Below are 21,672 nucleotides of genomic sequence, written 5' to 3'. Positions count from 1 at the left end.
TGGCCGGAAGACGACGCTTCCCACACCGGCGGGCGGCCCGCACGTGACCGGCGTGTGCGCGGCGCGGCCGGCCCCGCTCAGAACACCGAGAGGCCGGTGAGCGTGGTGAACCGGTCCAGGGCCGCCACGCCCGCCACCGAGTTGCCGCGCTCGTCGAGACCGGGGCTCCACACGCACAGGGTGCAGCGGCCCGGGACCACCGCGATGATCCCGCCGCCGACGCCGCTCTTGCCGGGCAGCCCGACCCGGTAGGCGAAGTCGCCGGCCGCGTCGTACGTCCCGCAGGTCAGCATGACCGCGTTGACCTGCTTGGCCTGGCTGCGGCTGAGCAGCCGGGTGCCGTCGGCGCGGATGCCGTGCCGGGCCAGGAACCCGGTGGCGAGCGCGAGGTCGGCGCAGGAGGCGGCGACGGAGCACTGCCGGAAGTACTGGTCGAGCAGCACCGGTACGTCGTTGTCGATGTTGTGGTACGACGCCATGAAGTGGGCGAGGGCCGCGTTGCGGTCGCCGTGCGCGGTCTCGGAGGCGGCGACCTCCAGATCGAAGTCCAGGCCGGGGTTGCCGCTCTCGGTGCGCAGGAAGGCGAGCAGTTCGCCGGAGGCGTCGCCGGTGCGGGTCTGCAGGCGGTCGGTGACGACCAGCGCGCCCGCGTTGATGAACGGGTTGCGCGGGATGCCGTTCTCGTACTCCAGTTGCACCAGGGAGTTGAACGGGTTGCCGGAGGGCTCGCGGCCCACGTGCTCCCAGAGTTCGTCGCCCTCGCGGGCCAGGTCCAGGGCGAGGGTGAACACCTTGGTGATGGACTGCGTGGAGAACGGCTGCCGCCACTCCCCCACCCCGTACACCGTGCCGTCCAGTTCGGCGACGGCCATGCCGAAGCTGCGCGGGTCGCAGGCCGCGAGCGCCGGGATGTAGTCGGCGGGGCGCCCCCGGCCGGGCGTGCGGCCCAGCTCCTGGGCGATGCGTTCCAGGACCGGCAGGAAGGCGGGGGACGACGTCGCTGTCATGATCGCCATTGTGCCTCCGGGCCGGTCCGGGCGCCTCGTACGGGCCCGCGCGGGTCAGGCGGCGGGGGCCCCGCTGCCCGCGACGATCTCGGGGCGCAGCAGTCCGGCCAGCCGGTCGGCGGGCAACAGGCCCTTCTCCAGCACCAGTTCGGCCACGCCCCGCCCGGTGGCGAGGGCTTCCTTGGCGATGTCGGTGGCGGCCGTGTAGCCGATGTACGGGTTGAGCGCGGTGACCAGCCCGATGGAGTTCTCCACGGCGGCCCGCAGCCGCTCGGTGTTGGCGGTGATGCCGGTGACGCACCGCTCGGCGAGCGTCAGGCAGGCGCTGCGCAGGTGGGTGATGCTCTCCGACAGGGAGTGCAGGATGAGCGGTTCGAACGCGTTGAGCTGGAGCTGTCCCGCCTCGGCGGCCATGGTGATGGCGACGTCGTTGCCGATGACCTCGAAGGCGACCTGGTTGACGACCTCCGGGATGACCGGGTTGACCTTGCCCGGCATGATCGACGAACCGGCCTGCACCGGCGGCAGGTTGATCTCGGCGAGGCCCGCGCGGGGTCCGGAGGACAGCAGACGCAGGTCGTTGCAGCTCTTGGAGAGCTTGACCGCGATCCGCTTCAGCACGCCGGACATCTGCACGAAGGCGCCGCAGTCCTGGGTGGCCTCGACCAGGTTGGCCGCGGTGACCAGGGGCAGTCCGGTGATGGCTGCGAGGTGCCGGCGCGCGGCCTCGGCGTATCCGGCCGGGGCGTTGAGACCGGTGCCGATGGCGGTGGCGCCGAGGTTGATCTCGTGGATCAGCTCCACGGCCTCGGCGAGCCGGCTGCGGTCCTCGTCGAGCATCACCGCGAACGCCGAGAACTCCTGGCCGAGGGTCATCGGCACGGCGTCCTGGAGCTGGGTGCGGCCCATCTTCAGGACGTCGCGGAACTCGAGGGCCTTGCCCGCGAAGGCGTCCTGGAGGACGGCCATGGCCTTGAGCAGGCCGCGCACCGCGAACACCGTCGCGATCTTGACGGCGGTGGGGTAGACGTCGTTGGTGGACTGGCCGAGGTTGACGTCCTCGTTGGGGTGCAGGTGCGCGTACTCGCCCCTGCGGTGGCCGAGCAGTTCGAGCGCGCGGTTGGCCACGACCTCGTTGGCGTTCATGTTGGTGGACGTGCCGGCGCCGCCCTGGATGACGTCCACGACGAACTGGTCGTGCAGGGCGCCCGCGCGTATCTCCCGGCAGGCGGCGACGATCGCGGCCGCCTTCCGGGGCTCCAGCAGCCCGAGTTCCTCGTTGGCGAGGGCGGCGGCCTCCTTGACGGCGGCCAGGGCGTCGATCAGGTGCGGGTAGGCGGAGATCGGGGTGCCGGTGATGGGGAAGTTCTCCGTCGCGCGCAGGGTGTGGATGCCCCAGTACGCGTCGGCGGGTACGTCGCGGTCGCCGAGCAGGTCGTGCTCGCTTCGGGTGGCGGCGGTCATCGGGGTGCGGCCTCTTTCGGAGGTACGGGCGGGGGTGGCGGGTGCGGGTCAGGCGCAGGCCGGCTGTGGGGCCGGGTCCAGCGCCGGCACGGGCCGCACCCGGCCGACCGGCTCCCCTCCGCCGAGCAGCGGCTCGCCCTCGAACTTGGTGAGCAGGGCGGGGTCGACGCCGGCTTGGGCCAGGGCCGCCGCGGCCACCGGTATGCGCGCCCGGTTCGCGCCGTCGGCGATCTTGACGGCGACGGCGCGGCCGTCCGGGAGCGCGGCGACCTGGACGCCCTCGAAGCCGTCCTTGGCGAGCAGGCCCGGCACGGCCCGCATCAGCTCGGCCACGTCGCGGCCGGCGCCGGAGGCCATGTCGGCGTGCTCGCGCATCGCGTCGGCCACCCGGGCCTCCGGCGTGCCGGGCGCGGCGGTGGTGAGGCGGGCGGCGGCGCGGGCGAGGCCGTGCAGCGAGACGGAGAACAGCGGCGCGCCGCAGCCGTCCACGGTCACCCGGGCGACCGGCTGGCCGGTGAGTTCCTCGACCGTGTCGGCGACGGCCCGCTGGAGCGGGTGGGCCGGGTCCAGGTAGTCCGGCAGGGACCAGCCGTTGAGCCGCGCGGTCCACAGCATCGCCGCGTGCTTGCCGGAGCAGTTCTGGGCGAGCCGGGAGGGTCCGCGGCCCGCGCGGACCCAGGCGTCCCGCACCGCCGGGCCGTAGGGCATGTCGGGCACGTTGCGCAGGTCGTCCTCGACGAGGCCGGCGAGTTCCAGGATCCGCCGGGCGCCGTCGAGGTGCCGCTCCTCGCCGGAGTGGCTCGCGGCGGCCAGCGAGAGCAGCGCGCCGTCCAGCGGGAGGCCGGCGCGCAGCATGGCCACCGCCTGGAGGGGCTTGAGGGCCGAGCGGGGGTAGAACGCGGCCTCGATGTCGCCGAGCCCGAGCCGGACGCCGCCGTCGGCGCCGAGGACGACGACCGAGCCGTAGTGGACGCCTTCGACGACCCCGCCGCGCACGAGGTGGGCGACGGGGGCGTAGCGGGGTTCGCGGACGACGGGGGCGGACGCGGTGGCGGGAGAGCTGGTGTACATCACTGCCTGAATCGGTGGTCGGAGCGGGGGCGGGGGCGGCGTGACGGGCCGGGCGGGCCCGGGCGGGCCGCCGCGGGTCATGCGCCGGGGCGGCCTTCGGCGGGCGTGTCCGGGCGTCCGGCGCGCACGATGTCGGTGAGGGTCGTCTCGACGCGGTCGAGGTGGTGGCTCATCGCCTGGACGGCGTCGTGCTCGCTGCCGTCCTGCAGTGCCTCGAGGATGGCCCGGTGCTCGCGGTTGGACTGCTCGCGGCGGCCGCCCAGTTCGTTGAGGAAGGCCGACTGGCGCGCCAGCGCGTCGCGGATCTCCTCGATGACCCCGCGGAAGACCGGGTTCTGGGCGGCCTCGGCGACGGCGAGGTGGAAGAGGCTGTCCATCGCGACCCACGCGGTGGTGTCCGTCTCCCGCTCCATGCGGTCGAGCAGCCGGCCGAGCCGGTCCAGGTTCTCCGGGGTGCGGCGCGCCGCCGCGTAGCCGGCGACCGGGATCTCGACGTGGCGGCGGACCTCCAGCAGGTGGCCGGCCGTGTAGTCGCCGAAGGTGGGCTCGTCGACGGAGTCGGCGACGACGAAGGTGCCCTTGCCGGTCCGGGAGACCGTCAGGCCCATCGTCTGCAGGGCGCGCAGCGCCTCGCGGAGCACCGGACGGGAGACCTCGAGGGTGCGGCACAGCTCGGCCTCGGAGGGGAGCTTGTCGCCCACGGCGTACTCGCCGCGTTCGATGGCGCCGCGGAGGTGGCCGAGGACCGCCTCCATGGCGCTGACGCGCCGCGGACCGGGACCACCTGTCTGGCTGTCTGACAGGTTCACGGAGCGATCCTGCGGTCCGCGGGGCCACGCTGTCAAGGCGGGCCACCCACGGAAACGGACACGGGGTGCGGCACCCGTGCCGGGCTGCCGCACCCCGTGGGTGTCCGGTGACGTCGCTCAGCTGTTGAGCGTGCCGGTGGCGAGGAGGCCGAGGAGCGCGACGCCGATCACGATCCGGTAGATCACGAAGGCGTTGAAGGAGTGCTTGGCGACGAACTTCAGCAGCCAGGCGATCGAGGCGTAGGCGACCCCGAAGGACACGATCGTGCCGACGGCCAGCGGGGCGGCGCCCACGCCCGCGCCGAGGGCGTCCTTCAGCTCGTAGATGCCGGCGCCGGTCAGGGCCGGGATGCCGAGGAAGAAGGACAGGCGGGTGGCCGCGACCCGGTCCAGGTCGAGGATGAGCGCGGTGGACATGGTGGCGCCGGAGCGGGAGAAGCCGGGGAAGAGCAGCGCGAGGATCTGCGAGCAGCCGACCAGCATCGCGTCCTTGAAGGAGGTGTCGTCCTCGCCGCGCTTGTGCCGGCCCATCTGGTCGGCGGCCCACATCACACCGGAACCGACGATCAGCGAGCCGGCGACCACCCACAGCGAGGCCAGCGGGCCCTCGATCAACGGCTTCGCGGCCAGGCCGACCACGACGATCGGGACGGTCGCGGCGATCACCCACCAGGCGAACTTGTAGTCGTGGTGGTAGCGCTCCTCGGGCTTGGTCAGACCGCGGAACCAGGCGGAGACGATCCGCTTGATGTCCTTGAAGAAGTACACGAGCACCGCGGCGATCGCGCCGACCTGGATGACGGCGGAGAACCCGACGACGGACTTGTCGTCGACGGGGATGTCCATGAGCCCCTCGGCGATCTTGAGGTGGCCGGTCGACGACACGGGGAGGAATTCGGTCACCCCCTCGACGACTCCGAGGACGACGGCCTGACCGACGGAGATGGCGCTCATGGGATCCAGTTCTGAGAAAGGTTGGTCGACACTGCTGTAGACGTTCCTACCATGCCCGGCACGGCGGACCGGTCGCTACGCCCACACGGCGCCGGCGAGCCACACCCCGGCGAAGGCCGCCGTCAGCCCGGCCACCACGCTCGCCGCGGCGTTGGCCGCAGCGTAGAGGGCCGCACCGGCCTCGGTCAGCCTGAGCGTCTCGTAGGAGAAGGTCGAGTACGTCGTCAGCGCCCCGCACAGGCCGGTGCCCAGCAGCAACTGGAGGTGCTGACCTGCGGCTCCCGCGGCGGCGGCGCCGGTGATCAGGCCCAGGACCAGACAGCCGGTGACGTTCACCACGAAGGTGCCCCAGGGAAAGAGCGAGTCGTGCCTGGCCTGGACGGCCCGGTCGGTGAGATAGCGCAGAGGCGCGCCGACCACGGCCCCCGCCACGACCAGCAGCCAGTTCACAACGACCTCTTACCCTTCGGGTCCGTTTCGTCTCCGTCCGCGCCGCGCCCCACGTACCGGATGACCTCGCACTCCTCCAGGGTCACCAGACCTTCGCCGACCAGTTCGTCGAGCTGGGGCAGGAACGCCCGGATCCGCTGCTCGGCGTCCACGACCACGATCGCGACCGGCAGGTCCTCGCTCAGCGACAGCAGCCGGGAGGTGTGGATGCGCGAGGAGGCGCCGAAGCCCTCCACGCCCCGGAAGACGCTGGCCCCGGCGAGCCCGGCGGCGTGCGCGCGGTGCACGATCTCGGAGTAGAGGGGCTTGTGGTGCCAGGTGTCGTCCTCGCCGATGTACACGGTCAGCCGCAGGGCCCGGCCGGTGAGGGATGTCATCGCTGCCTCCTGATGAGCAGGGCGCGGGCGGCGGCCGAGGCCGCCCACACCGCCGCGAGGGCCGCGAGCAGGGTGACGGCGAGATAGGCGAGAGCGGTGCGGGGGTGGCCGCCGTCGGCCAGCTTCTGGATGTCGACGGCGTAAGTGGAGAACGTGGTGTAGCCGCCGAGCACACCGGTGCCGAAGAACGGGCGCACCAGGCGGTGGGCGGCCCACACGTCGGTGATCAGCACCATGAACACGCCGATCACGGCGCAGCCGGTGATGTTGGTCCAGAACGTCGCCCAGGGGAAACCGCCGGGCGGGGTGGGCCAGGCCAGGGTGAGCGCGTAGCGGGCCGTCGCCCCGAGGGCGCCGCCGGCGGCGACCACCGCGACGACGGGGGCCTGGGCGCGCCACTCGGACCGCCGCCGCGGCGCGGGGCGGGCGCGGAGGCTCTCGGCTTCCGGGGCTGTCATGCTCGTGGATCTCCTGTTCGGCCGGAGCACGACGGGTGATCACGGCCGGGCACCAGGGTACCGCCGGGTCACCCCGCGCGCCGGTGCCGCGCAGACGGCGACGCCCGGCTCCCAGAAGCTGCCGAGGACCAGCAGACCACCGGTCACGCAGACGCTGGTGACCATGCGGAAGCGGGAGCGGCGGCCGCTCAGGTGGTGCACGGTACGGCCCTGGTCGTCGACCGCCACCACACCGATCGTGCCGCCCGGACGGAACGGGGCGCGCACGGCGGCCCGGGCGGCGGCGCGGCGGACGCCGGGCGGGGTGCGGTGCAGCAGATCGAGCGGGGGGACGCGGGGCCCGGCAAGGGCCACCCAGACCGGACCGTCCGGGCCCTCGCGCCACATGTTGTCGGGCATGCCCGGCAGGTCCGCGAAGTGTTCGGCCTGCCCGGCCCGCGGACCGGTGAGGTGGTAGCGGGTGAGCCGGCAGGCGCCGGTCTCGGCCACCACGAGGAAGGAGCCGTCCCCGCCGAGCGCGAGGCCGTTGGCGAACTGGAGCCCGTCGAGCAGAACCTCGGGGTCGCCGCCGCCGGGCGGGAGGCGGAGCAGCCGGCCGGTGCCGGTGTGCTCCACGATGTCGCCGATCCACTGCTCCAGCGGGTAGCGGCGGCTGGAGACGGTGAAGCACACGCTGCCGTCGTCCAGCACTACGGCGTTGCTGCACACCCGCAGCCGCTCCCCCGCCACCGAGTCCGCCAGGACCCGCACGGCGCCGTCCGGCTCGACCCGCAGCAGTCCGCGTTCGGCGTCGCACACCAGCAGGCCGCCGTCGGCGAGCGGTTCCAGGCCGAGCGGGCGGCCCCCGGTGTCGGCCAGCGTCTCGACGCGGGCCGTGTGCGGGTCGGCGAGGTGGCGGATCCGCAGGATGCGGCCGTCCGCCGTGCCGGTGAGGACGTGGCCCCGGGCGTCGGTCACCACGTCCTCGGGGCCGCGGCCGCCGAGGCCCACGCAGTGGAGCGGCACGAGTGCCGTGGTCGTGGCCGGGGTCATGGCCGTGGTCATAGGTACCAGCCCTTCTCGAACATACGGGCCACCTCGGCGATGCGGATCTCGTCCCGCCGGTAGTGGGTGCGGCACCGGATGCGCCGGGTGCGCAGCAGGCCCAGCCGGGTCAGCAGGTCGAGGTGCGCGACGGCGGTCCGGCGGGGCACGCCCAGTTTGGCGGCCACGGCCCGCGCGGTGACGCCCGTCTCGGGGTCGCCGGGCGGGCGCTCCGCCGGGAAGTGCGCGGCCGGGTCCTTGAGCCACTCGAGAATGGTCCGCCGCATGCGCCCCGTGGGGGTTCCCGTCATCCGTCCCGCCTCCGTCCCCGGCCTCCTCGTGCGCGGTGTTCCCACCCTGGCGCAGCCGGACACCTCGCGTACGGGACTCGCCGGCCCTTGACCGGTACCGAACGGCCGTCGCCGCGACGCGACTTCACGGGTACGGCGCGGAGCCCGGCCGTCCGCTCACGGCCGGGCCCCGCCCGCGAGCCGCGAGTCGGCCTGAAGGCGACCTGACCGGTCAGTGCTCCCCCGCTCGGACCGGCCCCGGCTCGTAGGCGAGGGCGACCGCCTGGGCGCGGGGCGCGCAGACCGAGCCCCGCGAAGATCCGCACCACGGAGGACCTGACGGTGACCTCGCCGCGCCGGCAGGGCGTCGCCGGTGCCCCTTCCCCGCCCGGCGGTCCGCCGGTGCCGAGCGGCCGGGGCCGCGCCAACCGGTCAGGATCGGAGAAGCGGCGGCGGCGCCGGCCGCCCTAGCGTGGGAGTCGCCGGCGGGGAGCCGCCGGGACCGTCGACCTCGAGGAGTGAGTGCCATGACCGCCGGCCTGCAGACGATCATGTACCCCGTCAAGGACCTGGAGAGGGCCAAGCCGCTGTTCGCGGCGCTGCTGGGCGTCGAGCCGTACGCGGACGAGCCGTACTACGTCGGTTACAAGGCCGCCGGGCAGGACGTCGGGCTCGATCCGAACGGGCACGCCAAGGGCATGACCGGGCCTGTCCCCTACTGGCACGTCACCGATCTGCGGGAGCGGCTGGCCGCGCTGGTGGCGGCCGGCGCCGAGCTGCTGCAGGACGCCCAGGACGTGGGCGGCGGACGGCTGATCGCGTTCGTCCGGGACGCCGACGGCAACCTGGTGGGCCTGCTCCAGGACCCGGCCGCCTGAGCGGTCGCCGGGCCGGGACGCCCGCATTAGTTGCACACTCAACGATTGGCCGGAACGGTGCTACGGTGCGGGTATGGCAGTCAAGACGGCCGATGCCCGGCTCGAGGAACGGTGGCGGGACATCCTCACCGTGCACGCGCGGACGATGTGCGAGATCGACCGCGTCCTGCATCCGCACGGGCTCGGCGCCAGCGATTTCGAGGTGCTGGACATCCTCGCCACCGAGTCGCCCGCGGAGGGCGACCAGTGCCGGGTGCAGAACCTGGTCGGACGGGTGCATCTCAGCCAGAGCGCGCTGTCCCGGCTGATCGGCCGGCTGGAGAAGGACGGCCTGGTCGAGCGCTCGGTGTGCGCGGAGGACCGGCGCGGGGTGTGGGTCGCGCTGACGCGGAAGGGCCGCGATCTGCACGCCGAGGTGCTGCCGCTGCAGCGTTCCGTGCTGGAGCGGATGCTGGCCGAACGGGCCGGATGACCGCACGCGGACCGCGGGGCGCCGTGGCGCGCCCCGCGGCCGCGTCGTGTGTAAGGGCCGCTCAGCGGGCCAGCAGCGTGCGTACGCCCTGTGAGGTCAGCGTCAGCCCGTGGGCGGAGCTGCCGTCGATGGCGAGGGAGAGGTCCTCCTCGGGCCACTGGGAGGCCAGGGCGCCGAGCGGGATCAGACGGTAGCGGGAGATGAACGGCAGCAGTTCCGCCATCGTCCCCTCCGAGGTGAAGACCGGGACGACCGGATCGCCGTCGGCCTGTTCGAGGATGGGCAGCGCGACGGTCGAGGCGTTGGCGCCCTCCCCGTCCACCGCCTCGTCCGGCACCGGGACGAGCACCTCGCTGTGGGCGAGGGTGTCCAGGGCGATCCGGTCCTCCGCGTTCACGGCCAGCGCGTCGAGCGCCTGCTGGGCCGGCGTGGGCTGATGGTCGTCGTGGGCGGGTGTCTCCATGGCAGATCCCCAGGTAGCGGCGGTACGGGCACACGGCCGGGACGGACCCGGGCGTGCTTTCGCCTCGCGTACCCGGTTCGCGATCGGGCCATGCGTGCGGATTGCGGGGAGGAGTGGCGGCCGACCGGTGAGGGCGGACAGGCCCCGGGGGCCGGCCGTCGGCTCACCGGCCGAACTCCTCCTGGATCGGCGTCCTCGGCTCCTCGCGCAGATGCTGGGAGAAACCGGGTCTGCCGCCCTCACGTGCCCGTGCGGTCCGCCGCGCGGCATCGGGGTCGACGGCCGGGTCGGGGTCCACGCGGACCGATCCGGCGACCTCCTCGCGGTCGGCGTACCGCTCGGGCGTCATGCCGCGCAGGGCCTGGACTACCTCTTCCGGCGCGCTCGCGGCACGGGCCGCCGCCACCAGCCGGTCCTTCCCGGCGGGGAAGTCGACGTCCCTGATCGCGGCCAGCACGTCGGGAACGCTGGTGCGTGCCATGACGTCCCCTTCCTCCTTCAGGTCCCCTCCGCTCGTTCCGGGTCCCGCTCGTCGTCGTCACGCTCGCCCTCGGCCTGCGAGGGAGTCGTGCGCGGTGGTCCGGCCGTCGTCTCGTCGTCGTCGCGTTCGCCCTCGGCCTGGGAAGGAGTCTGCTCGGTCATCCCGGTGCCTCCACACCTGTCGCCTGTCCGTCCGGAAGTCTCCGAGTACCCGCGCACACCGGATCCCATGACGGGCGGAAGCGGGATGAATCCGCCTCCCGGGGACGGGGTACCTGGCCGGTCCGGCGTCATGTTCGCGCCGGCCGAACCGCAATTCCCTTCTCACCGCCCTGGAGGCGCCATGGCGGACGTCAGCCCCACCGATCTGCAGAAGGCCCTGTCCGGCGCGGAGTACCCGTGCGACTCCGCCCGGCTCAGGAAGGTCGCCGAGGACAACCACGCACCCAAGGAGGTCACCGAGCGCATCGCGCACCTCGGGAAGAAGGAGTTCCAGAGTCCCGCCGAGGTGAGCAAGGCCGTCTTCCGCGGCGAGTAGCCGATCGGGGCGCGCGGCGGCCGGGCCACGCGGTCCGGCCGCCGCGCGAGACGCCCGGCCCGGAGGCGGGCGCCAAGCCGTCGCGGCACGGCTCGGCCGGGCGTCCGGGCTCACTCCCCGCCGCGTGATGCCGCACGGAGTCTTTCGAAGGCGGTGGGCCGTGGCCGGTCCCGCATGAAGCCGGCGATGCGGAGCGCGCATTCGCCCGGGGACAGGACGCCGGTGTCCACCTCGACGTCGTGCTGCCCGTGCGCGTGGACGTGCTCGTACTGCAGGGCGGCCAGCCCCGGCTGCCGGTCGCCCCGGGCGCGTTCTCGGCGCTCCAGCTCCGGCAGGGGGCAGCGGACCGCGACCAGGACGGTGTCCTCGGGCACCAGGAGCCCGAGCAGGTCGAGCAACCGCCAGTGGCGGCTGAGCGGATGGTCCACGACGACGTTGTTGCCGCCCGCGGCCATCCCGGCCACCGCGCGGTGGAAGCCCTTGACGGTGCGGTCGATCTCGGCCGGGAGGTCCGCGCCGGGGGCCGGCCGGCCGCCGCGCATGGCGTGGAAGGTGTCGACCGGCATGTGGAACCAGGTGCCGTCGAGCACCTCCAGGAGCGCCCGGGCGATGCTCGACTTGCCCGAGCTGGACGTGCCGTTGAGCAGGACGACGGTGCCTCCGGACGGCGTGTCGGGGATGAGCGCGTGGTCCTGGTCGGCCGGGTGCGGAACCGCTTCGGTCGCCATGGGTCGTCCTTCCGTCGGCGAGGGCCCTGAACCGGGCGAGGCGCTGTGATCATCGCACCCGGCGGGCACGGCGGAGCGAGCGGCGGTGCGTGTGCGCGCGGCGGCCCGGGCCGGTGGGCGGCGCGCCGGTCGCGGCTCGCCCCGGCGGCTCGCGGTGGCCTGGTCTTCCGCGCCGGCGACGGCTCGGGCAACGGGGCCGGTTCTTCGGGGGTCGGGAGACATGGTCGCCGGCCACGTCGGCCGCCGGCCGCCGGCTCGTGAGGTACTCAGCCGAGGTCAGGACGTCGCACAGCGAGTCGTCGCCGTCCGGCTGCCGCGAGGCGGTGACAGAGATCCTGAGCGAGTCGTCGCCGTCCGGCTGCCGCGAGGCGGTGACAGAGATCCTGCCGGCCGCCGCGCCGTCACTGACCGGCGAGCAGACCGTCCAGGTCCGGCTCGGGCTGCTGCGGTTCGGCGGGAACCACGGGTGGACCGAGGACCGCGGGCCCGGATGTGCGGGTCTCAGACCGGGTGCGGGACGACGGCGACCGGGCACCGGGCGTGGTGCAGCAGGGTGTGGGCGATCCTGCCGAGCTGAAGGCCGAGGTGGCCCTGGCGCCGCACCGCGCCGACGACGATCAGATCGGCCTCGGCCGACGCCTCCAGCAGCACCCGGTGTGCGGGGCCCTCGGCCGCCCGGCGCTCGATCTCCAGCCCCGGGTGCTCGCGTTCGGTCTCGCGCAACGCCTCGTCGAGTCCGGCCAGGGCCCGTTCCTCGCGGGACCGAGCGGCGTCGTCGGCGATCAGCATGTGGTCCACCGGCTGCTGGGCCGGGGTCCGCCAGGCCCGTACGGCCGTCAGGGCACAGCCGCGCGCCTCCGCCTCACGGGCGGCGAACCGCAGGGCGCCCGCGCTGCCGGCCGACTCGCCGGCTCCGGCCACGATCCGGCCCAGGGACCCCGCGATGTTCCGCTCCTCTCCCCGGACCACGACGACCGGGCACACGGCCCGCGCCGCCACCGCGAGGCTCACCGACCCCAGCAGCAGACCGGCGATCTCGCCCCGCCCGCGCGCTCCGGTGACCAGGGCCGAGGCCGTGGGCGCCGCCGCAAGCAGCACGGCCACCGGATCGGCGGGCAGCACCTCGCCGGACACCTTCACCTCCGCGTTCCGTGCCCGGACGCGTTCCGCGCCGGAGGCGACGATGTGCTGGGCCATGACCTCCTCGGCGGGGCGGCCCGCGCCGAAGGAGGGCCGGGCGCGCTCGTACCGCTCCCATAGGGACGCGTGGACCAGGCGCAGCGGCAGCCCGTGCCGCTGCGCCTCGGCCGCCGCCCAGTCCAGCGCGAGCAGACCGCAGTCCGAGCCGTCGACGCCCACGACCAGCGGGAGTTCCATCGTCGCCATCGCCTTCTCCGTCCGGTTGCCGCACTCCCCCCGGCCGCCCCCTCGCCTCCTAGTGCCGCCGCCCCGCCCCCGCGCCGTCGCCCCGTCCTCGCGCTCGCGACATCGCCCGGTCCCCACTGTCCCCGGTCAGGGGCCGGGGCTGATGCGGCGGCCGGTGAGGCGGGCGGGCCGGATCGACACCCACATCTCGCGTTCACCGCCCGCCCACGGCTCGCCGTACGCGCCCCCGGTGAGCCGCCGTGCGGCATCCGGGTCCGTGACGGCGCTCGCGGGCCCCACGGCGAGCACGCTCCAGCCCTGGCTGAGCGCCTCGTCCAGGTGGTCCACCTCGAAGGCGACGTCCGTGCCCACGGCCGCCGCGGGCACCGAGCCCGGCGCGGTCCGGAAGGCGATCGTGTCGTCGACGACCTCGTAGTTGACCGGGACGACCGCGGGCCGGCCGTCGGGCGCCGTCACGGCGACCCGGCCGACACCGTGGGTGGACAGCAGGGCGCGGCACTCCTCCAGGCCGAGGTCGCGCAGGCGCGGGTGGAGCAGTGCGTGGCCCCGGCCCGGTGGCAGCCCGGCGCCCCCGCCGCGCAGCGCGGCGACGGTGGTGCCGAGCGCGTCGGCCAGCCGGACGAGGGTGGCGAGCGTGGGGTCGGCGGGATGTTCCTCCAGGTAGGCCAGGTAGTCGGGTGACATGCGGGCGCGGCCCGCCGTCTCCTCCCGGCTGAGCCCCCGCCGCCGGCGTTCCACCGCCACGCGCCGGCCGATGTCGCCGGCTGCCGGGGCGGCCGGGGACGCGGTCCCGGCCGCGGCCGGGGCCCCGTGGCCAGAAGGCGGATTGCCGTGGCCGGACGGAGGCGTGCCGTGCCCCATGTGGCGGACGTGCGCGTCGGGCCCGGGGAACACCAGCGACACCTGGTCCGTGTCGGACCAGCGCACGTCGTAGGGCGGGGTGCCGTCGTCGTGGTGCAGCCCGACGATCTCGCCGTCGCGCCGGGCGACACCGGTCGCCGGGCTTTCCACGACGAGCTGGTCGCCGAGGTGAGCTCGCATGGTCGCCGCCCCTTCCTCAGAGTGATGCCGTCTTCTGGGCCCGCGGGGCCGGCCCGGCCGTCCCCATGCCCTGGATGTCCTGTTCGGCGGTGGTCAGCAACTGCTTGGCGAGGTCGACCATGGCCCGGCCCGCCGCCAGCTCGTCGCCGATCTCCGGTACGTTCGCGTCCGCCGGGTGGCAGTGCGCCGCCCCTTCGCCGGTGAGCGCCGTGGTACCGGTGTCCAGCACCATGTGCGCCTTGGTCGTCCCCTCGTCGTCCTCGAAGAGGTGGAGGCGGACCTTCCATTCAGCCGTGTGCGACATCTCTTCTCTCCTCACCTGGATACCGGTCGGTGGGCGGCCGGGCGGAGCGGCCCGCAGGCGGCGGACGCCGCCCGGGACGGGCGGGGGCCGGCGGCCGGCATCCGCTCGTCGATGCGCCGCCGGACGTCGGCGGCGAGTGCGGCGAGCCGCCCGGAGACCGTCGCGCGGGGCGCGACCGGGGCGCGGACGCGGCGGGCGGCGGCCGGCAGCCCGGCCAGGTCGGCTGCGAAGCGCGCCCTGCCGTCGTCGAGCGTGGGCCGCTCGCCGGTGCGCCGCCCGCCGGTCATCACGGTCTCCAGCAGCGGGGTGCCGTCGCCGGGCGGCCGCTCGTCGGCGAGGGCGATCACGTCGGCGCAGCCGGGGCGGCGGAACACCTGCTTGGGGCCGGGCGCCGTCACCTTCGCCGACGACAGCTTCATCACCGGACGCCCGTCGTACTCGACCATCTTGTAGGCGGAGTCCAGATACGGTGCGTCGGCCGAGACGCCGACACGGGTGCCGACGGCGAAGACGTCGATCGGGGCCCGGGAGCGCACCAGGTCGTCCACGGCGTACGCGTCGAGTCCGCCGCTGGCGATGATCCGTACGTCCGGCAGGCCCGCTTCGTCCAGAAGAGCCCGCGCGCGTACCGCGAGGGCCCCGAGGTCGCCGCTGTCCAGCCGTACGGCAGAGCCGGGCCCGCGGCCCAGGTCGCGCAGGACGCGGGCCGCGACGCGGACGCCGGCCTCGGTGTCGTAGGTGTCCACCAGCAGGGTCAGCGGCCCCGGATGGGTCCGGGCGAAGGCGCGGAACGCCTCCTCCTCGCCGGGGAACGCCTCCACGTAGGAGTGGGCCATGGTGCCGACGGCCGGTACGCCGGTGGCCGCGGCGGCGGCCACGTTGCTGGTGCCGGCGAAGCCGACCAGCGCGCCGAGCCGGGCGGCCTGGAACCCGGCCTGCGGGCCGTGGGTGCGCCGCAGGGAGAAGTCGACGACCGGGCGTCCGTCCGCCGCGAGCACGCAGCGCGCGGCCTTGGAGGCGATCAGGGTCTGGTGGCCGAGCCGGTTCAGCACGTACGTCTCGACGAGCTGCGCCTCGGGCAGGGGCGCGGTGACCTCCAGCAGGGGCTCGCCGGCGAGCACGATCCGCCCCTCGGGCACGGCCCGTACCCGGCCGGTGAACTCCAGTCCCCGCAGGGGCAGCAGTTCGTCCGCCGGCCGGTGCAGCGCGGCCGCGAAGTCCTCGACGTCCTCAGGGCCGACGCGCAGGTGGGAGAGGTAGTCCAGGGCCGAGTCGAGACCCGCGGCGACCAGGAAGCCGCGTTCGGGGGGCAGGTCGCGGACGAACAGGCTGAACGTCGCGGGACCCGTCATGCCCTCCCGCAGGTAGGACAGGGCCATGGTGACCTCGTACAGGTCGGTGGTCGTCGCCTCCGACATCGGCGTCGCCTCCTCGGCTCCCCTGCCGTCCACGATCGGACGGCGGCGGGCTCGCTCACAGGGCCGAACGGCCCTGCCGTGCGGCTGTCCGGCCCCGGCGCCCGGACAGCCGCGCCGGCCCGCCGCCGGTGGCCGCTGCGAGGCCACCGGCCCCGGTCAGGTCCGGGGTACGACGGCGACCGGACACGGCGCGTGGTGCAGCATCGCGTGGCCGACCAGGCCCAGTTGGAGGCCCGGGTGCCCGTGCCGCCGGGGAGCGCCGACGATCAGCAGGTCGGCGCCGGACGCGGCGGCGAGCAGTTCCCGGCGGGCGGGCCCTTCGACCACCCTGCGGGTCACCGGCACGTCGACGTAACGCTCCGTCAGTCCGCGCAGTGCGTCGTCGAGCACCTGGGCCGGCGGGCGCCGGTGTGCCTCCAGGGCCCACGACGGGGCCTGCGCCGTGGCGTGCGCGTCGAGGGGCGCGGTCCAGGCGTGCACCACCACGAGCTCGCAGTGCCGCACCTCGGCCTCGCGGAAGGCGAAGGCCACCGCCGTGCCGCTGCCCTCCCCGTTCTCGACCCCGACGACGACGCTGCCGGGCCGCTCCTCGCGGTGTCCGGCGGCACCGCGCACCACGACGACCGGGCACTCCGCCCGGGCCGCCACGGCCAGCCCGACGGAGCCCAGGAGCATCGCGTCGAGGTCCCCGAGCCCCCTAAAACCCAGGACCAGCGCGAAGGCGTCGTGTCCCTCGCCGACCAGGGCGGTGGCCGGGTCGCCGTGCAGCACCTCGCTGGTCAGCGGGAGTGCGGGGGCGCTCCGCCGGACCCGTTCGGCGGCGGCGCCGGTCAGGGCGGAGGCGTCCCGGTCCCCCGCCGTCACGTGCACCAGGTGCAGCGGCACACCGTGCCGGACCGCCTCGGCCGCGGCCCAGTCCACCGCCGCCAGGCTCGCCTCGGAGCCGTCGAGGCCGACCACCAGGGGAATCGTCACCGCAGTCGTCTCCTCTCGGGCCGGCCGCGTCCGCCCGTGCGAGCCGCCGGCCCGGTCACCCGGGTCTCCAGCTTCGTACGGGACGGGTACGGCCGCCACGCGGCCGTCGACGGGGCCGGCCGGTCCCCCCGGCAGGGGCCCGACGGCCCTGGGCGCCGCGGGCGGCATGTGGTGTCCTGGAGTTGAGCCGAGGGCCACGAGGAGACACGGTGAAGCGGAGCGAAACCGCGCACCGTGCGATCAGGGCCCGCGAGAAGCGGGCGGCCCCCGGCTCCACGCGTGCCGGAGCAGTCGCGGGAGGAACACCCGGCTACCCGGAGGTGTGCCATGACGAACCCGGTCGTCGTCGGAGTCGAGGGATCGCCGTCGAGCATGGACGCGGTCGAGGTCGCGGCCCGGGAGGCGGGACTGCGGGGCGCGGAACTGCGCCTGGTGCACGCCTTCGGCTGGCCGTCGATCCACCTGCCGCCCGGCGGGACCCCGTGGAACCCCGCGGCGGCCGGGGTGCGCGAGATGGTGGACGGCACCCTGGTGAAGGCCGAGGAGCGGGCCCGGGAGGCCGTACCGGAGCTGGCGGTCACCCGCGAAGTGGCCGTCGGCGAGCCGCTGATGGTGCTGGAGATCGAGTCGCACACCGCCTCGCTCCTGGTGGTCGGCAGCCGCGGACTCGGCGGGTTCGGCGGTCTGCTGCTCGGCTCCACCGGCGTGCACCTGGCCGCCCACGGCCGCTGCCCGGTGCTGGTGGTGCGCGGCAGGCCCGACCCCGAGGGTCCCGTGCTGCTGGCGTCCGACGGTTCGCCGGCGGGCGAGGCCGCCGTCGGCCTGGCCTTCGCCGAGGCGTCGCTGCGCGGCGCGGACCTGCTGGCGCTGCGGGTGTGGAACACCTGGAGCGACGGCCCCGACGAGCCCGCCCATCCGCTGGACGTGGTGGTGGACGCCGGCCGGCTCCAGGCCCTGGAGGAACAGGCGCTGGAGGAGAGTCTGCGCCCGTGGCGGGAGCGTCATCCGGAGGTCGCCGTCGAGCGGCGCGTGGTGCGGTCGCGGGTGCGGCCGGCGCTGATCGAGGCCAGCGGGGAGGCGCGGCTGGTCGTCGCCGGCGCCCGGGGCCGAGGCGGCTTCACGGGCCTGCTGCTGGGCTCGGTGAGCCAGGCCCTGCTGTACCACGCCCGCTGTCCCGTCGTCGTGGCGCGGGGCTCGGGGACCTGACCGGTGGCACGGGCGCGGCGGCGGGCCGCCGGACCGCGCCCCGCGCCCGTGCCGGGTTCGTCAGGCTCCTCCGCCGCCCTGCGCCGGGCTCTTCCGGGGGCTGCCGCCGGTGTTCTCGCGGAGGACGGCGAGCCGGTGGCGGTACTCCTCCTCGTCGATCTCGCCGCGGGCGAAGCGCTCGGCGAGGAGATGCTCGGCCGCGGACCCCGTGGGCCGGGGTCCGGTGGGGGCGCCGTTCCCGCCCGGCCGGGCCAGGGCGCGGTACAGCAGCACGCCCAGGGCGATGATCAGGGCCCAGAAGAGCAGCATGCCGACGGACATGGCGAACCAGCCCCATCCGGCGCTGTGGTCGTACCAGAACATCACGGCGGCTCACTTCCTGGAGGGCACCGGGACGAGCGCCCCGGTGCGCGGGTGCCGGGGTCAGGAGGCCTCGGGGACGACGGCCACCGGGCAGGCCGCGTGGTGCAGGACGCCGTGGACGACCCGGCCGAGGTGCAGCCCGAAGGGGCCGTGCCGGTGCCGGGCGCCGACGACGAGCAGGCCGGCCTCGTGGGAGGCGGCGATCAGGACGTCGCGGGCGTGCCCCTCGACGGCCCGGCGGGTCACCCGGAGAGCGTCCGGAACGTCCGCCAAGGCCTCCTCCACCGCCTCGGCGGCCTGCTGCTCCTCGAAGTGGGCGGGCTCACCCGCGAGCAGCGGGTTACCGGTGGTCAGGTGCCCGGGGTGCCGCCACGCCCGTACGGCGTCCAGGGGCACCTCGCGCAGCACCGCCTCCTCGACGGCGAAGCGGGCGGCGGCCGAGACCGTCGGCTTCTCGCCGACGCCGAGAACGACCGGGCCGCGCGGCGCCGAGCCGGCCCGGTTGTCGTGGCTGCCGCGCAGCACGATCACCGGGCAGTGCGCCCGCCCGGCGACGGTGAGGCTCACGGAGCCCAGCAGCGCCTCGGTCACGCTGCCGCGGCCGCGGCAGCCGAGCACCACCGCGAGGGCGGTGGTGCTCTCCCGCACCAGACCGTCCTCCGGCTCGTCGCCCAGTACGACGGTGCCGACCGGCACTCCGGGGCGGCGGCGCTCGGCGCGCAGCCGGGCGGTGCCGACCACGTCCTGCGCCATGACCTCCTCCTTCGGTCTGCCCAGTTCCTGGGCGAGCAGGGCGCCCTCGTACCGGTCCCAGAGCGAGGCGTACACCAGGCGCAGTGGCGCGCCCCGCAGGGCGGCCTCGTCGGCCGCCCAGTCGACGGCCCGCAGGCTCGGCCCGGATCCGTCGACGCCGACGACGATCGGTCGGTCCATCGGGCTCTCCTCCACTCGGTGGTCAGGCGTGCGGGACGACGGCCACGGGGGCCTCGACGTGGTGCAGCACGGCGTGGGTGACGTGGCCGACGCGGGTGCCGAGGGGCCCGGTGCGGACCTTGCGTCCGACGACGACCAGGGCGGCGTCGCGGGCGGCGCCCACGAGGACGCGCGCGGCGCTGCCGCACCGGCTCGCCTCGATCACCTGGACGTCCGGGAACTTCTGCAGCCAGGGACGCAGCAGCTCGGTCAGGACCGCGGCCTGCCCTCGCGCGTGGGAGGCCTGCGCTCCGGCGTCGCCCTGGAGCGGGTGCACGGAGCCGTGCGGCTCGTTCCAGCCGTGCACGACCCGCAGGGCGGTGTCCCGGCGCGCGGCGGCGTCGAAGGCGAACTCCAGCAGCGTGTCGTCCGGCGCGCCGGTGTCGAGGCCGAGTACGACGGGCAGGAAGGGCGCGCCGGCCGACGGTACGCCCGTCGGGTCGGGCCGGTGCTCGTCGGCGGCCTGCTCGCCGGCGCGTACCAGCACCACCGGGCGCTCGGCGCGGGCGATGACGGCCAGGCTGACCGAGCCGAGCAGAAACCCGCCGACCGTGCCGAGCCCGTGCGAGCCCAGCACCGTCAGCTCGGCGGCGTCCGCCGCCTCGGTCAGGGCCTCGGCCGGGTCGCCGGTGAACCGGTCGGTGACGACCTCGACGCCCGGGTGGCGCAGCCGGACGCCCTCGGCGGCCTCCACCGGACTGCCGGCGCTTTCCGCGGCGCCGGGCTCGCGGACGTTGACGATCTTCAGCGGCAGCCGGCGCAGCTGGGCCTCGCGGGCCGCCCATTCGACGGCGGCCCGGCTCTCGGGCGAGCCGTCGAGGCCCGCGGTGACGGTTCGGGTCATGGTCTCCACCTCCGGGGACGGGGGGCGGTCGGAAGGGGCGCGGTCGGGACGGAGGGGGCGGTCGGACGAGGAGGGCGGTCCCCGGGTGGGTGGGTTCCGGGCGGGCCGCGGGGAGGGGGTTCGCGGGCGGCCGCCGGACCGGTGGGTCCAGGCGTACGGCGCCCACGACCCGGGCGGTGTCAGTCCGCGCGGAGGAGGTTCTTCACCTCGACCACGTCGGCGATCCGCTCGACCTCGGCCAGCAACCGGGCCCCGGTCGCCGGTGACACCTGCCCCGCCAGCTCGACGATGCCGTCGTGGACGGTCACGTCCACGGCCCCGCGGTCGTGCGGGGAGCAGACGGCCCGGATCCGGGTCTCGACCTCCGCCTTGATTCCGGCGTCGTCCCGGATCAGGGTCCGCAGCAGCGCGTCCCGGCCGACGACGCCGACGAGCCGGCCCTCGTGGTCGGCGACCGGCAGCCGCTTGAGCCGGGACAGCGCGGCGAGCCAGGCGGCCTCGGCGACCGTGGTGCCCGGCAGCACGGTGATCGCGGGGCTCGTCATCAGGTCGGCCGCCGTCTCGCCCCGGGACTTGCCGTGCAGGCGCCGTTCCCGGAGCCGGCCGATGGGGCCGGGGCGGTGGCCGGAGGCCTCGAACGCGACCTTGGCCAGCAGGTCCGACTCCGAGACGACGCCCAGCACACGGTCCTCCCCGTCCACGACCGGGAGGGCGCCGACCTGCTCGCGCGCGAGCAGCCGGGCGATCTCCCGGTAGGGCAGGTCGTCCCGCAGGGACGCGGCGGGCACGTCCATCACGTCCCGCACCAGCGCCGGACCGGCGGCGTACGGCGGCGCGAGGGGGCCGGCGGGCGGGGCGGGCCGTGCGGCCGGCTGGGAGGTCTCGCCCGGCGGGGGCTCCTCGGTGCCCGCGTGCCAGGCCGCGGCGGCGGCCACGGCGCCCAGGTACCGGACGAGCATGTCCTGCCGGGCGCTCTCACCGGGGCTCCAGGAACGGCCGGGCCGGGTACGCCGGGCCTCCGCCCCCGTGGAGAAGTTCTCGTGCCTGTTCACGGTGGCCTCCGCGCTCCGTCGGGTCGCCTCTGGTACCAGTGTCACCGCGCTCCCGCGGTCGCCGCCTAGAGCCGAACGGCCCTGGTGGGGCGGCGTGACGGCCCTATCCGGTGCGGACCGGGGCGGGCACGGTGAAGCCGGAGGGGCAGCCGACCGGCAGGAGGCCCGGAGATGAGCCCGCGGGATTTCCTGGAGCGGTTCCGTCCCACCGGTACGCCGGGAGCGGCCGCCGTCGGCGTACCCGCCGACCGGACGGCGGAGCGGGCCGCGGAACCGGAGCCCGCGCCGGCCCGGCTGACGGCCACCGGTGCGGCCTTCGTGGCGTCCGGTCGGCCTCGGTCGTCCGGCTCGGAGCGCGGGCCGCCTCCGGGCGCGCCGACCGTGTCGGCAAACGGGTCCGGCCGGAGCCCGCGCGGGGCCGACCGTCCAGGCGGCGCTCATGGCGTCCCGCCGCTGACCGCGTACGGACGCGAACGCCCGCGAGGCACCCCGATTCGACGATCCGCCCGCAGACTTGCACGGTCACGGAGCAGCCCGACTCGATGACCGTCTCCCGACGCGGACGGCCGCAGACCACCCGGCGACGCGACGACCCGCCTACCGGCGCGCACGTACGCCACAAGCCACCCGACCCCATGACCGCCGACCG

General features: G+C 75.3%; 27 protein-coding genes. 4 read left to right on the top strand and 23 right to left on the bottom strand.

Translation table 11 applies throughout. The annotated features are described in order from the left end of the window. Positions 1-77: 77 nt before the first annotated feature. From ACFYU0_RS02465 to ACFYU0_RS02420, 10 genes are all read right to left on the bottom strand, one after another. Complete coding sequence (locus ACFYU0_RS02465; RefSeq protein WP_351660832.1) at positions 78-1,016, bottom strand: glutaminase; 939 nt, start codon at positions 1,014-1,016, stop codon at positions 78-80. Positions 1,017-1,061: 45 nt separating this feature from the next. Continuing rightward, a complete protein-coding gene (aspA, locus tag ACFYU0_RS02460) occupies positions 1,062-2,471 on the bottom strand; it encodes an aspartate ammonia-lyase (protein WP_389297264.1) in 1,410 nt (469 codons plus the stop codon). Positions 2,472-2,519: 48 nt separating this feature from the next. Then, entirely contained in the window at positions 2,520-3,542 is a 1,023-nt protein-coding gene (locus ACFYU0_RS02455; protein ID WP_389297262.1) for an asparaginase, read from the bottom strand. 77 nt (positions 3,543-3,619) lie between these two features. After that, positions 3,620-4,351 (bottom strand): FadR/GntR family transcriptional regulator, encoded by a 732-nt coding sequence (locus ACFYU0_RS02450; RefSeq protein WP_389297260.1) that lies wholly within the window; start codon positions 4,349-4,351, stop codon positions 3,620-3,622. 117 nt (positions 4,352-4,468) lie between these two features. Continuing rightward, positions 4,469-5,305, bottom strand: coding sequence for an undecaprenyl-diphosphate phosphatase (locus ACFYU0_RS02445; protein ID WP_351660820.1), 837 nt, complete (start codon positions 5,303-5,305; stop codon positions 4,469-4,471). 75 nt (positions 5,306-5,380) lie between these two features. Further along, complete coding sequence (gene crcB, locus ACFYU0_RS02440) at positions 5,381-5,755, bottom strand: fluoride efflux transporter CrcB (protein ID WP_351660817.1); 375 nt, start codon at positions 5,753-5,755, stop codon at positions 5,381-5,383. Continuing rightward, on the bottom strand, positions 5,752-6,132 hold the full coding sequence (locus ACFYU0_RS02435; RefSeq protein WP_389297258.1) for a DUF190 domain-containing protein: 381 nt from the start codon (positions 6,130-6,132) through the stop codon (positions 5,752-5,754). Before ACFYU0_RS02435 ends, crcB (ACFYU0_RS02440) begins: the two co-directional genes overlap by 4 nt. Continuing rightward, positions 6,129-6,590, bottom strand: coding sequence for a fluoride efflux transporter CrcB (gene crcB / locus ACFYU0_RS02430; RefSeq protein ID WP_351660811.1), 462 nt, complete (start codon positions 6,588-6,590; stop codon positions 6,129-6,131). The genes ACFYU0_RS02435 and crcB (ACFYU0_RS02430) overlap by 4 nt, the downstream gene beginning before the upstream one ends. Before the next feature lie 39 nt (positions 6,591-6,629). Further along, a complete protein-coding gene (locus ACFYU0_RS02425) occupies positions 6,630-7,634 on the bottom strand; it encodes an SMP-30/gluconolactonase/LRE family protein (protein WP_389297255.1) in 1,005 nt (334 codons plus the stop codon). Then, positions 7,631-7,924: an ArsR family transcriptional regulator gene (locus ACFYU0_RS02420; protein WP_389297254.1), complete on the bottom strand. Its 294-nt coding sequence runs from the start codon at positions 7,922-7,924 to the stop codon at positions 7,631-7,633. The genes ACFYU0_RS02425 and ACFYU0_RS02420 overlap by 4 nt, the downstream gene beginning before the upstream one ends. A gap of 506 nt (positions 7,925-8,430) precedes the next feature. Here ACFYU0_RS02420 and ACFYU0_RS02415 point away from each other — a divergent pair. Next, entirely contained in the window at positions 8,431-8,781 is a 351-nt protein-coding gene (locus tag ACFYU0_RS02415; protein ID WP_389297253.1) for a VOC family protein, read from the top strand. Between the two features lie 73 nt (positions 8,782-8,854). After that, positions 8,855-9,253 (top strand): MarR family winged helix-turn-helix transcriptional regulator, encoded by a 399-nt coding sequence (locus ACFYU0_RS02410; protein ID WP_389297251.1) that lies wholly within the window; start codon positions 8,855-8,857, stop codon positions 9,251-9,253. A 61-nt stretch (positions 9,254-9,314) separates the two neighbouring features. Here the strand turns inward: ACFYU0_RS02410 and ACFYU0_RS02405 are convergent, their stop codons facing one another. The 3 genes from ACFYU0_RS02405 to ACFYU0_RS02395 all read right to left on the bottom strand — a co-directional run bounded on the left by ACFYU0_RS02405 (position 9,315) and on the right by ACFYU0_RS02395 (position 10,358). After that, positions 9,315-9,716, bottom strand: a complete 402-nt coding sequence (locus ACFYU0_RS02405) for an SseB family protein (RefSeq protein WP_389297249.1) — start codon at positions 9,714-9,716, stop codon at positions 9,315-9,317. A 163-nt stretch (positions 9,717-9,879) separates the two neighbouring features. After that, complete coding sequence (locus tag ACFYU0_RS02400) at positions 9,880-10,197, bottom strand: DUF2795 domain-containing protein (protein ID WP_351660796.1); 318 nt, start codon at positions 10,195-10,197, stop codon at positions 9,880-9,882. A gap of 17 nt (positions 10,198-10,214) precedes the next feature. Further along, positions 10,215-10,358, bottom strand: coding sequence for a hypothetical protein (locus tag ACFYU0_RS02395; protein WP_389297247.1), 144 nt, complete (start codon positions 10,356-10,358; stop codon positions 10,215-10,217). Positions 10,359-10,539: 181 nt separating this feature from the next. Here ACFYU0_RS02395 and ACFYU0_RS02390 point away from each other — a divergent pair, with 181 nt between their 5' ends. Then, complete coding sequence (locus tag ACFYU0_RS02390) at positions 10,540-10,734, top strand: DUF2795 domain-containing protein (protein ID WP_351660791.1); 195 nt, start codon at positions 10,540-10,542, stop codon at positions 10,732-10,734. Between the two features lie 110 nt (positions 10,735-10,844). Here ACFYU0_RS02390 and ACFYU0_RS02385 read toward each other — a convergent pair whose 3' ends face one another. The 6 genes from ACFYU0_RS02385 to ACFYU0_RS02360 form a co-directional block, all read right to left on the bottom strand. Further along, on the bottom strand, positions 10,845-11,462 hold the full coding sequence (locus tag ACFYU0_RS02385; protein ID WP_389297244.1) for a chloramphenicol phosphotransferase CPT family protein: 618 nt from the start codon (positions 11,460-11,462) through the stop codon (positions 10,845-10,847). A gap of 501 nt (positions 11,463-11,963) precedes the next feature. Next, a complete protein-coding gene (locus ACFYU0_RS02380) occupies positions 11,964-12,839 on the bottom strand; it encodes a universal stress protein (protein WP_389297952.1) in 876 nt (291 codons plus the stop codon). Between the two features lie 135 nt (positions 12,840-12,974). Then, positions 12,975-13,889 carry a pyridoxamine 5'-phosphate oxidase family protein gene (locus ACFYU0_RS02375; RefSeq protein WP_389297242.1) on the bottom strand — a complete coding sequence of 305 codons (915 nt, stop codon included), beginning with the start codon at positions 13,887-13,889 and terminating at the stop codon, positions 12,975-12,977. Between the two features lie 16 nt (positions 13,890-13,905). Continuing rightward, a complete protein-coding gene (locus ACFYU0_RS02370) occupies positions 13,906-14,193 on the bottom strand; it encodes a DUF1876 domain-containing protein (RefSeq protein WP_351660782.1) in 288 nt (95 codons plus the stop codon). An 11-nt stretch (positions 14,194-14,204) separates the two neighbouring features. Then, positions 14,205-15,611 (bottom strand): nicotinate phosphoribosyltransferase, encoded by a 1,407-nt coding sequence (locus ACFYU0_RS02365; protein ID WP_389297241.1) that lies wholly within the window; start codon positions 15,609-15,611, stop codon positions 14,205-14,207. Positions 15,612-15,767: 156 nt separating this feature from the next. Next, positions 15,768-16,586: a universal stress protein gene (locus ACFYU0_RS02360; protein ID WP_389297239.1), complete on the bottom strand. Its 819-nt coding sequence runs from the start codon at positions 16,584-16,586 to the stop codon at positions 15,768-15,770. A 327-nt stretch (positions 16,587-16,913) separates the two neighbouring features. Between ACFYU0_RS02360 and ACFYU0_RS02355 the strand changes: the two genes are divergently transcribed. Further along, complete coding sequence (locus ACFYU0_RS02355; RefSeq protein ID WP_389297238.1) at positions 16,914-17,792, top strand: universal stress protein; 879 nt, start codon at positions 16,914-16,916, stop codon at positions 17,790-17,792. A gap of 60 nt (positions 17,793-17,852) precedes the next feature. Here the strand turns inward: ACFYU0_RS02355 and ACFYU0_RS02350 are convergent, their stop codons facing one another. The 4 genes from ACFYU0_RS02350 to ACFYU0_RS02335 all read right to left on the bottom strand — a co-directional run bounded on the left by ACFYU0_RS02350 (position 17,853) and on the right by ACFYU0_RS02335 (position 21,023). Further along, positions 17,853-18,155, bottom strand: a complete 303-nt coding sequence (locus ACFYU0_RS02350; RefSeq protein WP_351660770.1) for an SHOCT domain-containing protein — start codon at positions 18,153-18,155, stop codon at positions 17,853-17,855. A gap of 60 nt (positions 18,156-18,215) precedes the next feature. Then, a complete protein-coding gene (locus ACFYU0_RS02345) occupies positions 18,216-19,088 on the bottom strand; it encodes a universal stress protein (protein WP_389297236.1) in 873 nt (290 codons plus the stop codon). A gap of 22 nt (positions 19,089-19,110) precedes the next feature. Continuing rightward, on the bottom strand, positions 19,111-19,971 hold the full coding sequence (locus ACFYU0_RS02340; RefSeq protein WP_389297235.1) for a universal stress protein: 861 nt from the start codon (positions 19,969-19,971) through the stop codon (positions 19,111-19,113). Positions 19,972-20,150: 179 nt separating this feature from the next. After that, positions 20,151-21,023 (bottom strand): CBS domain-containing protein, encoded by an 873-nt coding sequence (locus tag ACFYU0_RS02335; RefSeq protein WP_389297234.1) that lies wholly within the window; start codon positions 21,021-21,023, stop codon positions 20,151-20,153. Between the last annotated feature and the right edge of the window lie 649 nt (positions 21,024-21,672).

The sequence above is a fragment of the Streptomyces sp. NPDC003720 genome, assembly GCF_042875075.1.
In the GTDB taxonomy this organism is placed as follows: Bacteria; Actinomycetota; Actinomycetes; order Streptomycetales; family Streptomycetaceae; genus Streptomyces.
This window is presented reverse-complemented; position numbering and strand designations above follow the sequence as displayed.

Excerpts from the sequence above, each read along its gene's own strand:
- ACFYU0_RS02350 (WP_351660770.1), bottom strand. The coding sequence starts at position 18,155 with ATGTTCTGGTACGACCACAGCGCCGGATGGGGCTGGTTCGCCATGTCC.
- ACFYU0_RS02405 (WP_389297249.1), bottom strand. The coding sequence starts at position 9,716 with ATGGAGACACCCGCCCACGACGACCATCAGCCCACGCCGGCCCAGCAG.
- ACFYU0_RS02380 (WP_389297952.1), bottom strand. The coding sequence starts at position 12,839 with ATGGAACTCCCGCTGGTCGTGGGCGTCGACGGCTCGGACTGCGGTCTG.
- ACFYU0_RS02390 (WP_351660791.1), top strand. The coding sequence starts at position 10,540 with ATGGCGGACGTCAGCCCCACCGATCTGCAGAAGGCCCTGTCCGGCGCG.
- ACFYU0_RS02445 (WP_351660820.1), bottom strand. The coding sequence starts at position 5,305 with ATGAGCGCCATCTCCGTCGGTCAGGCCGTCGTCCTCGGAGTCGTCGAG.
- ACFYU0_RS02410 (WP_389297251.1), top strand. The coding sequence starts at position 8,855 with ATGGCAGTCAAGACGGCCGATGCCCGGCTCGAGGAACGGTGGCGGGAC.
- ACFYU0_RS02355 (WP_389297238.1), top strand. The coding sequence starts at position 16,914 with ATGACGAACCCGGTCGTCGTCGGAGTCGAGGGATCGCCGTCGAGCATG.
- ACFYU0_RS02345 (WP_389297236.1), bottom strand. The coding sequence starts at position 19,088 with ATGGACCGACCGATCGTCGTCGGCGTCGACGGATCCGGGCCGAGCCTG.
- ACFYU0_RS02365 (WP_389297241.1), bottom strand. The coding sequence starts at position 15,611 with ATGTCGGAGGCGACGACCACCGACCTGTACGAGGTCACCATGGCCCTG.
- ACFYU0_RS02340 (WP_389297235.1), bottom strand. The coding sequence starts at position 19,971 with ATGACCCGAACCGTCACCGCGGGCCTCGACGGCTCGCCCGAGAGCCGG.
- ACFYU0_RS02465 (WP_351660832.1), bottom strand. The coding sequence starts at position 1,016 with ATGGCGATCATGACAGCGACGTCGTCCCCCGCCTTCCTGCCGGTCCTG.
- ACFYU0_RS02395 (WP_389297247.1), bottom strand. The coding sequence starts at position 10,358 with ATGACCGAGCAGACTCCTTCCCAGGCCGAGGGCGAACGCGACGACGAC.
- ACFYU0_RS02455 (WP_389297262.1), bottom strand. The coding sequence starts at position 3,542 with ATGTACACCAGCTCTCCCGCCACCGCGTCCGCCCCCGTCGTCCGCGAA.
- crcB (WP_351660811.1), bottom strand. The coding sequence starts at position 6,590 with ATGACAGCCCCGGAAGCCGAGAGCCTCCGCGCCCGCCCCGCGCCGCGG.
- ACFYU0_RS02415 (WP_389297253.1), top strand. The coding sequence starts at position 8,431 with ATGACCGCCGGCCTGCAGACGATCATGTACCCCGTCAAGGACCTGGAG.
- ACFYU0_RS02375 (WP_389297242.1), bottom strand. The coding sequence starts at position 13,889 with ATGCGAGCTCACCTCGGCGACCAGCTCGTCGTGGAAAGCCCGGCGACC.
- ACFYU0_RS02425 (WP_389297255.1), bottom strand. The coding sequence starts at position 7,634 with ATGACCACGGCCATGACCCCGGCCACGACCACGGCACTCGTGCCGCTC.
- ACFYU0_RS02435 (WP_389297258.1), bottom strand. The coding sequence starts at position 6,132 with ATGACATCCCTCACCGGCCGGGCCCTGCGGCTGACCGTGTACATCGGC.
- ACFYU0_RS02420 (WP_389297254.1), bottom strand. The coding sequence starts at position 7,924 with ATGACGGGAACCCCCACGGGGCGCATGCGGCGGACCATTCTCGAGTGG.
- ACFYU0_RS02385 (WP_389297244.1), bottom strand. The coding sequence starts at position 11,462 with ATGGCGACCGAAGCGGTTCCGCACCCGGCCGACCAGGACCACGCGCTC.
- ACFYU0_RS02400 (WP_351660796.1), bottom strand. The coding sequence starts at position 10,197 with ATGGCACGCACCAGCGTTCCCGACGTGCTGGCCGCGATCAGGGACGTC.
- aspA (WP_389297264.1), bottom strand. The coding sequence starts at position 2,471 with ATGACCGCCGCCACCCGAAGCGAGCACGACCTGCTCGGCGACCGCGAC.
- ACFYU0_RS02370 (WP_351660782.1), bottom strand. The coding sequence starts at position 14,193 with ATGTCGCACACGGCTGAATGGAAGGTCCGCCTCCACCTCTTCGAGGAC.